Origin of the sequence: Paenibacillus sp. FSL K6-1096, from assembly GCF_037977055.1 — a bacterium.
Classification (GTDB): Bacteria; Bacillota; Bacilli; order Paenibacillales; family Paenibacillaceae; genus Paenibacillus_AQ.
On record NZ_CP150274.1, the window covers coordinates 2,093,823 to 2,107,809 of the forward strand.

Genomic DNA, 13,987 nt, shown 5'->3' on the forward strand with positions numbered 1-13,987 from the left:
GTTCTCTCTCCCTGCTCTTGGGGTGAACTTATCATAATCCCGGGCGATTTTGCTTGTCAATCCGCTCTTTGGCACGGGGATCTCCCGGGTCCTCTGCATCTGCCGGCACCTCCGGCCCTGCCTGGAACAGCTCCTGCAGCAGCACCTGTGCCATCACCCGGTGACCGGATGCGTCCGGATGAATGCCATCCCCATAGCTGTACGAGCTGTCAGCCGACCGCGCTTGACGGATGTGTGTAACCAGCGGCGTACGCATATCTATTACGCCATCCGCAGGACAGCCTCCCGACAGCAGCCAGGCTGCATAACGCTCCAGCACCTTGTCGTATTCTTCGTAAGGCTTCAGATAGCTGAAATCAGCAGCCGTCCCCGGCTGCAGCGGCCCCTTCATCGATACGGCATCGAAGGGCGGTGGTGTCATCAGAATCACTTTGGCCCCGGCTTCAGAGATCTGTGCAGAGAGCCGCCGCATTCCGTTCTGATAGGCCGCAAATCTTCCCTCACTGAGGGGATGGTAGATTCCGTCATTCATACCGTAGCAGGCTATAACTATATCTGGAGCGGCTTCCGCCAGTTCTTTGGCCAGCCTGTCGTGAATACAAGGCCGGGGAAAAGGGTGCTCCGCTTCGCTGAGCCCGGAGGCGGTCTCACTGGGCACACCGCGTGCGAGCAGCTTTAGTTCCGTATCCGGACGGTGCTTGTTCAGCCATTCCTCCGCCAGCCGGATGTACAGGCCATCAGCCGTAATGCTGTCTCCGAGAAACAAAATGCGGACATCCGCAGAAGCTTGTATTTTCCCGATCATCGTCATATCCCTTAATATTTGCAGCATGCTGTTCCCTCCTGACTATCGTGCAGTATAGCCCTGCCTGGCTTAAGCCGGGCAGGGCCTCTGCACTCTAAGGGTAACGCAGCCCGGAGGAACCCGCCTTGACGATCCCGACCACTTTTAGCATAATATTGCCATGACAACGAAACTATTCGCGCGGGACATCGGACTGGAGCCCGGATTTACCTTCAGAATCCAGAAATGCCCGCTGACCCATGATTACTATGCCCACAGCCATGACTTCTCGGAGCTGGTTGTTATCCTGTCGGGTAACGCCGTGCATATCATTGAGGGGAGGGAATATCCGGTTTCCGCCGGACAGGTGTTTCTGATCCATCAGGATGTTGCCCACGGATACAAGAATGTGGACGGCATCGAATATGTGAACGTGATGTTCCAGCCCGAACAGCTGCTGCAGCAGTCTGAGCTCAGGCTGCTGCCCGGCTTTCAGGCCTTGTTTTACATTGAGCCCTTTTACCGGAAGGAGATGTACTTCAAGGGCATGCTCACCTTGGATGCCGCGCAGCTCCGGGAGGCTACGCGGCTGCTGGATGTCATCCTCGGAGAGCATGACCGGCAGCCCGAGGGATACCGGCTGATGATCCGCACTTATTTTACCGCCCTGGTCGGCCTGCTCTCACGGTATTATCAGAACAGCAGCGGGCTTGAAGACAATAAGGCGCTGCGGATTGGCGAGACGGTCACCTATATCGAGGAGCATTTCCTGCAGCCGATCACCCTGCAATCGATAGCGGACATGGCCTATATGTCGACCCGCCAGTTCCTGAGGGTCTTCACCCGCAACTACCAGACTACGCCGATGGATTACGTCATCCGTAAGCGGCTGGACTATTCCTGCACGCTGCTGCGGAGCCCGGAGCTCTCCATTTCCCAGGTGGCCCTGGACAGCGGGTTTCACGACCAGAACTATTACTCCCGCCAGTTCCGCAAGGTATTCAACTGCACGCCGAGCGCATACCGCGAGCGGATTCTGCATGCTTAAGCTGCGGAGGTTGCGGAAGCCCTGCTGAGGTGGCTGCCTATTCCCTATGGCGCAGCCGCCTCCGGTACGCTCCGGGGGTCAGGCCGAATCTTGCCTTGAACAGACGGGTCATATAATTGGGATCGCGGATTCCTGTCCGTTCGGCAATCTCAGGGATGCCCAGCACCGTACCGCCCAGCAGCTTCTTGGCTTCTTCCAGACGCAGGTGCAGCACATATTGCAGCGGCGTGGTGCCGATGTGCTGCTTCATGCACCGCGTAATATAATCCGCCTGGAAATGCAGCTCCTCCTGCAGCCCCGCCAGTTGAAACGGCTCTCTCCAGTGCTGATCGAGATAGGCCGCCGCCGCCCGGGCCAGCCGGGCGGCGGGTTCGGGCAGCGCAGTCCTGGCGCATTCCTCTTGGAGTGCTGCCATGAAGGCCGCCAGCTGAACATGAAGCCGGAGAGCATTCCCGGCGTTCAGCCGGCTGTGGATTTCGTTCATTTCCTGGAGAATCGGCTCCAGCACCTCCAGATCCACGGAGGCGAATTTCGGCAGGTACAGCCGCTGCTGGGCCGAAGGCTCTTCATCCTCTACCGTCCCTCTGGACAGCAGCGACGACCAGGGGATCTCCTCCTGCCGGATATACGCCGGCTTGCCATCATGAATGAAATGCACCCAGTAAATCTCCGTATCCTCCTCACAGCTGCGGTACCCCTCATGCGGCAATCCCGCTTCCAGCACCAGCATCTTTCCCGGACCGACAGCATATTCCCTGTCTTGTTCAGCCATATAGAGCGTTCCCCGCTTCACGACCAGCAGATCGTATACACCAAACGTACGGGCGAAATGCCGGTCTCCCGGAGACCAGACGGCAAAGCCCACAGTGACGAACTGCGGCAGCGGCGGAATGGTGAATTCCAGACACAGCATCTCATTCCCTCCCTGTTCAAGTCGGTTTTGTGCTATTTCAAGTCTATATTATCACTGGCCTCCCCGGCTGGAAAGGGTTACATTGTCAAGGAATAAGCTTTTTATTCCACGACATAAGGGGCTGTATATCCATGCGTTTTCGTCAGGTTCATCTCGACTTCCATACCTCTGAAGCCATTCCCGGCATAGGTACAGAATTCTCCCGTGCCCAGTTTCAGTCCATGCTGCGCACCGGTCATGTAGATTCAATCACCGTGTTCTCCAAATGCCATCATGGCTGGGCTTATCATCCCAGTGAGGCCAACGAGATTCATCCGCACCTGTCCTTTGACCTGCTGGAGGCCATGATTGAGGCTGCCCATGACATCGGTGTCAAGACACCGGTATATCTGTCCGCCGGTCTTGATGAGAAGCTGGCCCGCCGCCACCCCGAGTGGCTGATCCGCGATGCGGAGGACCGCACCCGCTGGGTGAAGGACTTTATGACCCCGGGTTATCATGAGTTCTGCATGGGCACGCCTTATCTGGACATCCTCCTGGCGCAAATTCACGAAGTGGTCTCCCGGTATGCTACGGACGGCATCTTCCTCGATATCGTCGGTGTCCGCAAATGCCGTTGCCAGTACTGTGTAGCCAAGCTGCGGGCAGACGGCCAGGACCCGCGCGATGAAGCCGCCGTCACCCGCCTGGGGGAAGAGACTTATCTGAACTATGCGCGCCGCGTAAGGGAAACGATCGACAGCGTCAAGCCCGGCCTTCCGGTCTATCACAATAACGGCCATCAGCAGCGGGGGCGGCGTGATCTGGTGCATGTGAACACCCATCTTGAGCTGGAATCTCTGCCGACCGGAGGCTGGGGGTACGATCACTTTCCGTTGTCCGCCCGGTACGCCCAGACGCTGGGCATGGAATTTCTCGGCATGACCGGCAAATTCCATACCTCCTGGGGTGAATTCGGCGGCTACAAGCACCCGAATGCACTCCGCTACGAAGCTGCACTCAGCCTGGCCCACGGCGCCAAATGCTCGATCGGCGACCAGCTCCATCCCTCCGGCCTGATGGATGAAGCAACCTATGCGCTGATCGGCGCGGCATACGCCGAGGTGGAGGCGAAGGAGCCGTGGTGTGAAGGCGTGCAGTCTGTAGCGGATATTGCCGTCCTGTCTCTGGAAGCGGCGCGGGAGGCCTGCCCCGGCGGCCAGGCGCTGAAGGGTGAGCGCAATCTGACCGACCCCGGTACTGTACGCATCCTGACGGAAGGACACTATCTGTACGACATTGTTGATACGCTGACGGATTTCAGCGCGTACAAGGTGCTGATTCTGCCGGATGAGGTTCCGGTATGGCCTGAGCTGGCTGAAGCCATTGCAGTGTTTACTGCCGGGGGCGGGAAAGTGCTGGCTACCGGGCGTTCCGGCCTGAATCCGGCAGGAGATGCCTTTGCCCTGAATCTCGGCCTCCGCTGGCAGGGAGCGAATCCGTACAAGCCGTCTTATTTCCATCCGCAGTTCACGCCCGGCGCTCTGCTGCCCGCTTCCTTTGTCATGTACGGCGAGGGCCAGCTGGTAGAGCTTGACGGCGGGCAGTCCCTCGGCCACCTGGAGAACCCGTATTTCAACCGTGATGTCTTCACGTTCTGTTCACACCAGCATACGCCAGGGTCCAGGGAAGACAATGGCCCGGGCATGATCGAGAGCGAGAACGGTATCTATATTGCCTGGAATGTGTTCAGTGAGTATGCCGACGGCGGCCATCTCATCCTGAAGGAGATGGTACTCCATGCGCTGTCCAGGCTGCTGCCGCAGCCGGCGCTGCGTACCAATCTGCCGGCGCGGGGAATTACAACCCTGCAATACCAGCAGAAGGAACGGCGCTATGTACACCATCTGCTCTATGCCGCCCCCGCGCTGAAGGGCCGAATTGAAGTCATTGAGGACATCGTGCCGCTGCATGACATTTCCGTCAGCCTGCGGCTGCCCTCCGATGCAGCCATCCGGCGGGTCTATCTCGCTCCGGCGATGACAGAGCTGCCCTTTACAGCGGGAGCGGAGGGCGATGTTACTTATACTGTTCCTTATCTGGAGAACCACCAGATGGCGGTGATTGAGCTGGTGTAACAAAGCAGCCGCCCCGGAGTGTTTGCTGCTTCGGGGCGGCTGCATTATTTTTTCTGGTATCAATAAATCGTCGGCACCATTCCCCCGTCCATGCGGATGGGAGAGCCTCTGAAGGCTGAGGCATAGGGGCTGCAGATAAATGCTGCCAGCCGGCCGATTTCGGACGGTCTGATAAACCGCTGAAGCTCAGACTGGGGCAGATTAGCGGCCATAAATTTCTGTTCCTTTTCAGCAAACGTCAGATGATCAGCAGCGTAGATTCCCTCGATGATCTGCTGCACATTTTCAGATAGTGTCGGCCCTGGCATGATTGTATTGACGGTTACTTCAGTCCCTGCGGTTAAGCCCGACAGACTTCTCGCAAGAGAGAGCAGCGCCGATTTGGTTATCGCATATTGCGGCATTTGACCGGAAGGCATGACCGCCTCCTCACTGGCAATAAAAACAATCCGGCCATCGTTGTGCTCCAGCATTTTGGGCAGATAGAATCTGCATAATCCGTTGGCGGCCAGCACATTGGTGCGGAAGTACCTCTCCCAGATGTCATCGCTTGCGTCATCATAGCTCATGATTTCATAGATTCCCATGTTGTTGATTAGGATATCCACCTGAGGATATTGCCCGAATAAAGCCTCTCTCTGCTTCACATCCGTTAGATCGGCAGCGGCATTCTGAAGGGATACGGCGGGGAACTGGCTGCGGATTTCACTAACAGTCTGCTCCACCTCATCATGATTTCTTCCGTTAATCAGTACATTCACGCCTTCTTTGGCCAGCTCGGCCGCAATAGCCTTGCCTATCCCTTTGGTTGAGCCTGTCACCAGCGCGGTTTTGCCCTGCAATCCCATATCCATTATGCATGTCTCCTATTGAAGTATTATAGAACCACAAGAGTATGCTTGCGTTCCTGCAGGAACTATAATACCTCTCCAGACCACCGGGGTAACTAGCTTACCATGCCAATCTTCTTGCAGAACACGCCACATTATAGGGATTCATTCGTCTAAAAGCCTGCGTGCTCCGCACGCCAATGTGCAGGCGTATCCCCCTCCCAGCTCCGGAACGCCCGGTAGAATGAATTCTGATCCTCATACCCGACCAGGCAAGCCACTTCGTGAATGTCCAGCAGAGGGTCAGCCAGATAAGCCTTTGCCTGCTCATGTCTGGCCTGGGCCAGCAGTTGCTTGAAGCTTGTGCCTTCTTCCGTCAGCCGCCGCTGCAACGTCCGCTCACCCAGTTTTAGCTCTCTGGCTACAGTCTGAATATCATAACGCCCGCCCATCAGGCTTTGTTTAATGATCCATTTCACGGTCCCGGTAAAAGAGCGGCGGCTGGCCTCTTCATCAACCGTCCGGTCTAATACAGGTGTCAACATTTCCAGCAGCTCTGAATTGTACGTTATAAAAGGCAGATCCAGGTCTCTGCGCCGCAGAACGAGCCTGTTCTTCGCGGCACCGGTCCGCACCGGACAGCCGAAATACCTCTCCAGCGCCTCCACATCCCCCATTGGCTGTGAGAACTCCGCCCCCAATGCAGTCAAGGCCTGGCCCGTCCCCCTCCGCCCCAGCTCCAGCAGATAGGCCAGTGTAATGCCGGTAAGTACGGCGGGACCCAGCTCCTCCGTCTCCTGCCACTCCAGCTCTATAGCGCATTCTTCCCCCATCTCCGTGATAAGCAATCTCTCAGGGGGACACATTTGTTTATATCTGGCCATCCGGTTAAGGGCATCACGGTAATCGCGGGCATGGTAAGTGGCCAGGGCATCCGGCGGATACTGCGACGTTTCAAAGGCAGTAACAAGCCCAATAATTGCATGTGCAACATCCCCTATGAGATCGGAGTAAGCTTGCCAAAGTGCGAAGTATTCTGCAGTGGTAACTTTTACCTCTGTAATAATGGTCAACGGCAGACCAGCCTGCCGGGCTACATCCTGTGAGGCTATGCCTAATTGCTCTAATCCCGTCCAGAATCCGGATGGGAACTTGATCGGTTTCGTAGACTGTTGTTGGTTCATCGTTAAATCTCCTTTACGGCTGTGCAAACTTCTCTGCACCAAGCATACTCTTCCGCCTGTTCATAAGTCCAGAGACGGCAGATTGCACAGAAAAAAGAGGGGCCTCAGCAACCATACCTATCTGCCGGCACCTCTCCTTTTCAACCCTATCCACACCCGGTTCCCATAACCGTCCCTGCCTCCACTTCTTCAGCGGTCTCCCGGCGCAGGACTACATTCCATAGAAGGATCTTAGCGCAACAAGCTCATCAATCCGATTCTGGGGCAGCTCCCGCTCGCCGTTAATCATCCGGGTAATAAAAGTCAGCTTAGCCGTATACTCAAGCCGTTCCATGTTCATATAGGCGCTCATCACATCCTTGCCCCAGGTCAGCGCACCGTGGCTTTCCAGCAGGACGGCTGTTTTTCGGCCCAGAAAAGGAATCAGCGAATCCGGAATCTCTTCGGTAGAAGGGGTGCCGTACGCTGCAAGCGGAATATCTCCCATGGCGATGACCGATTCGGGCATCATCATTTTGTTCAGCGGCTCCCCCTTGATGGCAAAAGCAGTCGCATACGGCGGATGCGCATGTACTACACCATTCATTTCGGGCAGCTCATTATAGATTCTAAGGTGCATCTTAACTTCGGTCGAAGGCCGGTAGCCTTCGGCGGCTTCAATGATTTCGCCCTGCAGGTTCACCTTTACGAGCATATGCGGCTTCAGATAGCCTTTGCTGACTCCGGTCGGTGAGGCCAGAATCTCCGTCTCCGACAGGCGCGCCGAGATATTACCGTCATTAGCGGCGATGAAGTCCTTGTTAAACAGATTCCGGCCGATATCGCAGATCTGCTCACGCAGCTCCTGTTCATAGTTATTCATGGAAATCTCCTATCCTAAATATATTTTTATGAGCCTGGATAATAACGGGTAAAAGCATAGGAACGCGCGACAAGCGCTCTGATTCCGGAAGCCTCCACTTCACCCAATGCCGCCAATTGGACAGCAATATTGCCGATGGCACTTGCCTCCACTGGCCCGGCGGCCACTTCCTTGCCTGCAGCATCTGCCGTAAGCTGGCATAGAAGCTCATTCTGAATGCCTCCGCCCACCATATGAACCGTGCGGATGGTCCTGCCGGTCAGCTGCTCCAGCTCTCTGAGCGTCTTGGCGTAAGAGGCGGCCAGGCTGCTGAGGATGGTCAGAATCATCTCTGCCTTGCTCTGCGGCACCGGCTGCCTAGTCCGGGCACAATACACCGCGATCCGTCCCGGCATGTCTCCGGGTGTACTGAATAATTCATCGTTAGGATCAATCGTTGGCGCTGCATATCCGGTCTTCATGATACTCCGGGCAAGCTCCACCGCCTCCTGATGGGAGACCGGTTCTCCCGCTTCCGCCCAGCCTCTTTGGCTTTCCTGCAGAAGCCACAGTCCGGTGGTATTCTTCAGCAGACGGTTCGTGCCGCCGAAGCAGGCTTCGTTAGTGAACCCGAGCTCAAGGGCCTGATCCGTAATGACCGGCCATTCACTTTCCATCCCGACCAGTGACCATGTTCCGCAGCTGATAAAAGCGGCATCCTGCCCTTGCCCGGAGATATAAGGAACCGAAGCCACTGCTGAAGCCGTGTCATGCGAAGCGCCGGCAATGACCTTAAGCGGACCGGTACCCAGTTCCTCCTGCAGAGCAGGCAGCAGCGTGCCAACCACAGTGCCTGCCGGGACGAGCTCAGGAATCAGCTCAGCCGGAAGCCCCAGCCGGTTCAGCACCTCCACAGCAGGCTGTGCCGAATCCGCGGTGAGCAGGCCGCCCGTACTCCAGATCGTCTGCTCTGCGTAAACCGCCCCGGAGAACAGGTAATGGAACAGGTCAGGCATCATCAGCATTTTGTCCGCCGTCTCCCTGATCCATGGACTGGCCTGAAGATCGGCATACAGCTGATACACCGTATTGATCCTGGCCGGTTGGTTGCCTGTAAGCCGGAACTGCTCTTCCTTGGGAAGCAGCGCTTCAAGGGCTGCTGCGCTGGCCTCCGTTCGCTGGTCCCGGTAATGATGCGGTGCATACAGCAGCTGGCCGCCACGGTCGATGAAGCCGTAATCCACGCCCCAGGTATCCACACTGAGTGACGCAATTGTACCCTGCACCTTAGCCGCTTGACGTATCCCCTGCTTCATTTCATGAAACAGCCGCAGCACATCCCAATACAAATGTCCCTGCAATTGTACCGGCTGGTTCGGGAAGCGGTGAATTTCCTCAACGGCGATGCGTTCACCATCGTAGCTGCCCAGCATCACTCTGCCGGAGCTGGCTCCCAGATCCATTGCCAATAGCTTTATGACTCTCCCCATAGATTGTCGCACCTGCTAACTTTGAGTTTTAATACAGCGGCCCGAAGGTCTGGCACGCTCTATAATCTGCGCTCTCCAGATCTGCTGTGCCGAATAATGACCACACCCGAGGTCTGAAAATCCGTGCTTCCTCCACATTATGCATACTGACCGGAATCCGCAGCATTGAGGCCAGCGTGATCAGATCGGCACCGATATGCCCGTAGCTGATGGCACCGTGGTTGGCTCCCCAGTTATTCATGACATCATACACACTTTGGAAAGCCCCCTCACCCGTCAGCTTAGGCGCAAACCAGGTGGTCGGCCAGGTCGGATCGGTCCGCTCATCCAGCGTCTTGTGCACAGCGTCAGGCAGGTCTACCGTGAATCCTTCCACCAGCTGCAGCACCGGGCCAAGTCCTTTTACCAGATTGAGCCGGGCCATCGTTACAGGCATTCCGCCTTTGGTTAAATAATCCGTCGAGAAGCCGCCCCCGCGAAAATATTCCTGCGAAGCAGGGCGGAACTGGGTCTGAGCCATACACGCCTTCACTTCTTCGTCCGTTATCTCCCAGAACGGCTTGATCGCCGGCTTGCCGTCCATTTTCTGCTCTCCTGTGCCGTCCAGCGCTGCAGAGCCTGAGTTAATCAGATGCAGCAGCCCGCTTGCTGCCTCCCCTTCCAGCTTGTAGCCGGTTACACGCTCCACCGCAGCAGGGCTCCAGTACGTCCGTACATCCGCGAAGATCTGCGCTGTATTCGTAAGCAGATAATTGAACAGCATCGTGACTCCGTTCAGGCTGTCATTTTCTGTTGCCACGATATACGGGGCGCGTCTGCCGTTCCAGTCGAAGGAGGAGTTCAGAATCGTCTCCATGAAATCCCCGTTCGGAAAATGATCCGTCCACTGCCGCTGGCCCTGGAAGCCGCCGACAAGCGCATTGTGTCCGTTCGCTTCCTCCTCAAACCCCAGCTCCGCCAGCTTCGGATTGCCGACCATGAGATCGCGCGCGATGAGCGTCATTTTGACACAGGTCTCCCATTGCAGTTCCTTCTCCTTGTCGCTAATCTGTAGATGCTGCGGGTTATTATCTGCTCCGATTCTGCAATTCTCCTTCACCCAGGAGAGCGCCTTCACAAATTCCTCTTGATCATAAATGTCTTCCTCAAACCGGCGCACGTACTCAGACATATCAATATACTCATTGCGCATGCCGAGATAATCCTGGAAGAACTGTTCATTCACAATTGAGCCGGCAATCCCCATTGAGACAGAGCCCATCGACAGATAGGACTTACCTTTCATCACAGCAACCGCCATCGCGGACTTTGCAAACTGCAGCAGCTTGGACTGCACATCCGCCGGGATCTCTTCACTGCCTGAATCCTGGACATCCTCGCCGTAAATCCCGAAAGCCGGAATCCCTTTTTGCGCGTAAGCAGACAGCACTGCTGCCAGATAGACCGCACCCGGACGCTCCGTCCCGTTAAAGCCCCACACCGCATGAGGAATCGTGGCATCCATATCCATCGTCTCAGATCCGTAACACCAGCACGGCGTCACCGTAATCGATACACCCACATTTTCACCTTTGAACTTTTGCGCGGCTGCTGCCGCTTCCTTGACCCCGCCGATTGTAGAATCAGCGATAATACACTGTACCGGAGAACCATCCGGATAAAAAAGTGTTTCTTCGAGAAATTTAGCTACACGCTGCGCCATCCCCATCGTCTGGGCCTCAAGTGATTCGCGGACACCGCGTCTTCTTCCATCAATGGTGGGACGGATACCAATCTTCGGATAATTTGCTGCCACTGCTGTTCCTCCTCGTAATGAATGGTTAACCTCTGCAGAAGTGCCGGATAAGCTGAATTCATGTTAATAATAGATTCGATATTGCCCAAAGTCAACAATAATCCACACAAAATTATATGTTTTTGTGGATTATTGTGATATTATTTAGAAAAGATGTGGGATTCAAGGGATAACTCCATAGACGATTAGGTAAGGGTGGATAAGGCATGAAGGCATTCGAACGGCGGGATCTGATTATTAATGAGCTCTACAGGTATAAAAAAGTACATGTGGCCGATCTGGCCCAGAAGTTTCAGGTATCGGAGGAGACCATCCGGCGGGATCTGGATAAGCTCGATAAAGAGGGGCTGGCCAAAAAAAACTACGGCGGTGCCATTCTCAATACGCACACCAATGAAGACCCCTCGTATGCGGTCAGACACCAGGTCAACCTGGAGGCCAAAGGCGTGATCGCCGGCAATGTGCTGGAGCTGATTAATGACGGGGACAGCCTGATGACAGATACGAGTACAACAGCTTTTGAGGCATTGCGCAAAATAACGGATTCCAAGCATAACCTGACGATTATCACCAACTCTCTGGCCGTACTGTCCGAGTTCCAGCATTCCGGCCATAAGCTTATTTCCACCGGTGGCACCCTGGGTCCGGAGACCAGCTCCTTCGTCGGCCCTACCGCTTCCCAGACGATTCAGAAGTACAATGTGGATGTGGCTCTGTTCAGCTGCAAAGGCATTTCCATGACCGGAGGGCTCAGTGATTCGAATGAGGAGGAAAGCGAGCTTAAGATTCTGATGCAAAAACAGGCCAGCAAAGTTGTCCTGCTCGTCGACTATTCCAAATTTGACCGGATCGCCTTCATCAAGCTGTTCAGCTTCGATAAAGTCGATTACATTGTGACTGACCGTAAGCCTTCCGAGGAATGGATGGAATTCCTGAATAACTATCAGGTATCGGTCTTGTATGGTACATAGTGCGTCTGAAGAACAACATCCCCCTGCGGGTGAAGGGTGCTGGTGCTCATCGCGTTCTCGTCGCTTGCATGGAGAGCATTGTTGCACATTTTGCAGGATTTCTCTATAAATGTTATTGAATTCCGGTACAATATTGCATTAATTGCACAAATCTCAGTATTTAGAGCTAGTTAGCGCCGGATTTGTTGCATTTGGTGCAGGATTTCAGCAGAGACCATTTTTATGGAGGCAGTATTGTTGCACTTTTTTCAGGATTTCTTTAAAAGTGTTACAGGCTATCTAGCATGGGGCCCATCCCTCGAAGGAGCAGCACCCAATGTGGTCAGTTTTTCGATTATATTCGGTCCATGCGCCGCTCTCGGCCCCATTGTAATCGGTTTTTCGATTACATTTCCTCCACGTGGCGCACCCGGTCGAATTGTGATCGGTTTTCCGATTACATTTGTCTTACGTGACGCCCCCCGTCCCATTGTAGTCGGTTTTTCGATTACATTTCCTAAGCAACAAAAAAACAGACTAAAATTACTTATAAAGTAACTTTAAGTCTGTTTGATTAGCGCGCCCTAAGAGATTCGAACTCCTGACCTTTTGATTCGTAGTCAAACGCTCTATCCAGCTGAGCTAAGGGCGCAGATTATGGAGCGGACGACGGGAATCGAACCCGCGACCCTCGCCTTGGCAAGGCGATGCTCTACCGCTGAGCCACGTCCGCATACGGTATGTATTCAATTACTGCTGGTGATTCTCATCCTCGTGCCAAGAAGATGGCGGAACCGACGGGATACTCTTCACTTCGTTACGAGATTGCGATGTAGTGCTAACGAAGCTTATGCTTCAACGAACCCAGGGAATTCTCATCCCTTGTGCCATTAAAATGGCGGAACCGACGGGATTCGAACCCGCGATCTCCTGCGTGACAGGCAGGCATGTTAGGCCAACTACACCACGGTTCCAAAGTAATTGCGGGGGCAGGATTTGAACCTGCGGCCTTCGGGTTATGAGCCCGACGAGCTACCGGGCTGCTCCACCCCGCGTCAGTAAAAATATTCTCTTATACACTTGCAGGCTCTGCATGGTGGAGGCTGAGGGGTTCGAACCCCCGACCCTCTGCTTGTAAGGCAGATGCTCTCCCAGCTGAGCTAAGCCTCCATGTAAGAAGCAACTTAATTATCATATCACACATCGTTGAAATATACAACTATAACTTTGTGAACCCTTGGGAATTCTCATCCCATAAATGGTGACCCGTATGGGATACTCTCCACTCCGTTACGAGATTGCGAAGTATTCCTTCCGAAGCTTATGCTTCAACGAACCCTTGGGAATTCTCATCCCATAAAATGGTGACCCGTATGGGATTCGAACCCATGTTACCTCCGTGAAAGGGAGGTGTCTTAACCCCTTGACCAACGGGCCATAATTAAAATCAATCTCGCGACAACAAAATATATTATATCAAATATATAAAAACATTACAAGAGAAAATCAAAAATCATTACAAGATTTATTCGAAGCAATTGGATAAACGTATCTTAATTCGCTGGTTTCTGCGCATTCGGCAGAAGCAATTGGATTAACAGCATCTATTTGTGCACGTTACCGCTACTTTGGCTAAAATTGAAAAAATCAAGTGTTGTTTATCCAACTGCTGTCCGAAGATCGTCCATTTATTCCCCAGCAAGTGCACAAAATCCAACTGCTTCCCCTTCCCCAGTGTCTTTCATCCCCGTTTATCCGATCCGTTCAGACATCGCCCATCTCATTATCCATGCTGCCCATGCATACAAAAAGACCACTGTCGACTAATCAACAGTGGTCTTGTGTGCTTGGCGGCGTCCTACTCTCCCAGGACCCTTCGGTCCAAGTACCATCGGCGCTGGAAGGCTTAACGGTCGTGTTCGGGATGGGTACGCGTGGAACCCTTCCGCTATCGCCACCAAACATGATTTTTCGAAGCCTACGCTTCTCGAAATCGCTACAGAAAATATCAAACCATCGGTTTAACTTCCTGCCA

General features: G+C 54.2%; 10 protein-coding genes, 6 tRNA genes and 1 rRNA gene. 3 read left to right on the forward strand and 14 right to left on the reverse strand.

Annotation, left to right across the window (positions count from 1 at the left end):
* Positions 1-31 precede the first annotated feature (31 nt).
* Positions 32-832 carry an SGNH/GDSL hydrolase family protein gene (locus MHI24_RS09150; RefSeq protein WP_340025327.1) on the reverse strand — a complete coding sequence of 267 codons (801 nt, stop codon included), beginning with the start codon at positions 830-832 and terminating at the stop codon, positions 32-34.
* Between the two features lie 133 nt (positions 833-965).
* On the opposite strand from MHI24_RS09150, the gene MHI24_RS09155 reads away from it, so the two are divergent.
* Positions 966-1,832 carry an AraC family transcriptional regulator gene (locus MHI24_RS09155; RefSeq protein ID WP_340025328.1) on the forward strand — a complete coding sequence of 289 codons (867 nt, stop codon included), beginning with the start codon at positions 966-968 and terminating at the stop codon, positions 1,830-1,832.
* A 37-nt stretch (positions 1,833-1,869) separates the two neighbouring features.
* On the opposite strand, the gene MHI24_RS09160 is transcribed toward MHI24_RS09155, so the two are convergent.
* A complete protein-coding gene (locus tag MHI24_RS09160) occupies positions 1,870-2,745 on the reverse strand; it encodes an AraC family transcriptional regulator (RefSeq protein WP_340025329.1) in 876 nt (291 codons plus the stop codon).
* A gap of 131 nt (positions 2,746-2,876) precedes the next feature.
* Here MHI24_RS09160 and MHI24_RS09165 point away from each other — a divergent pair, with 131 nt between their 5' ends.
* Entirely contained in the window at positions 2,877-4,862 is a 1,986-nt protein-coding gene (locus MHI24_RS09165) for an alpha-amylase family protein (protein ID WP_340025330.1), read from the forward strand.
* A gap of 59 nt (positions 4,863-4,921) precedes the next feature.
* On the opposite strand, the gene MHI24_RS09170 is transcribed toward MHI24_RS09165, so the two are convergent.
* The 5 genes from MHI24_RS09170 to MHI24_RS09190 form a co-directional block, all read right to left on the reverse strand.
* On the reverse strand, positions 4,922-5,716 hold the full coding sequence (locus MHI24_RS09170) for an SDR family NAD(P)-dependent oxidoreductase (RefSeq protein WP_340025331.1): 795 nt from the start codon (positions 5,714-5,716) through the stop codon (positions 4,922-4,924).
* Between the two features lie 149 nt (positions 5,717-5,865).
* Complete coding sequence (locus MHI24_RS09175; protein WP_340025332.1) at positions 5,866-6,876, reverse strand: AraC family transcriptional regulator ligand-binding domain-containing protein; 1,011 nt, start codon at positions 6,874-6,876, stop codon at positions 5,866-5,868.
* Between the two features lie 211 nt (positions 6,877-7,087).
* Complete coding sequence (locus tag MHI24_RS09180; RefSeq protein ID WP_340025333.1) at positions 7,088-7,738, reverse strand: class II aldolase/adducin family protein; 651 nt, start codon at positions 7,736-7,738, stop codon at positions 7,088-7,090.
* A gap of 26 nt (positions 7,739-7,764) precedes the next feature.
* Complete coding sequence (locus MHI24_RS09185; RefSeq protein WP_340025334.1) at positions 7,765-9,207, reverse strand: rhamnulokinase family protein; 1,443 nt, start codon at positions 9,205-9,207, stop codon at positions 7,765-7,767.
* Positions 9,208-9,235: 28 nt separating this feature from the next.
* Positions 9,236-11,002, reverse strand: a complete 1,767-nt coding sequence (locus MHI24_RS09190) for an L-fucose isomerase (RefSeq protein ID WP_340025335.1) — start codon at positions 11,000-11,002, stop codon at positions 9,236-9,238.
* Between the two features lie 206 nt (positions 11,003-11,208).
* Between MHI24_RS09190 and MHI24_RS09195 the strand changes: the two genes are divergently transcribed.
* The gene (locus MHI24_RS09195; RefSeq protein WP_340025337.1) at positions 11,209-11,973 is read left to right on the forward strand and encodes a DeoR/GlpR family DNA-binding transcription regulator; all 765 of its coding nucleotides are present in this window, start codon (positions 11,209-11,211) and stop codon (positions 11,971-11,973) included.
* A 557-nt stretch (positions 11,974-12,530) separates the two neighbouring features.
* Here the strand turns inward: MHI24_RS09195 and MHI24_RS09200 are convergent.
* The 7 genes from MHI24_RS09200 to rrf form a co-directional block, all read right to left on the reverse strand.
* Positions 12,531-12,604, reverse strand: a tRNA-Arg gene (locus MHI24_RS09200).
* 6 nt (positions 12,605-12,610) lie between these two features.
* Positions 12,611-12,685 (reverse strand) — tRNA-Gly (locus MHI24_RS09205).
* 163 nt (positions 12,686-12,848) lie between these two features.
* Positions 12,849-12,926: transfer RNA gene (locus tag MHI24_RS09210), tRNA-Asp, on the reverse strand.
* 7 nt (positions 12,927-12,933) lie between these two features.
* Positions 12,934-13,007, reverse strand: a tRNA-Met gene (locus MHI24_RS09215).
* Between the two features lie 39 nt (positions 13,008-13,046).
* Positions 13,047-13,122, reverse strand: a tRNA-Val gene (locus MHI24_RS09220).
* Between the two features lie 192 nt (positions 13,123-13,314).
* Positions 13,315-13,389, reverse strand: a tRNA-Glu gene (locus tag MHI24_RS09225).
* Positions 13,390-13,797: 408 nt separating this feature from the next.
* A 5S ribosomal RNA gene (rrf, locus tag MHI24_RS09230) occupies positions 13,798-13,914 on the reverse strand.
* Positions 13,915-13,987 lie beyond the last annotated feature (73 nt).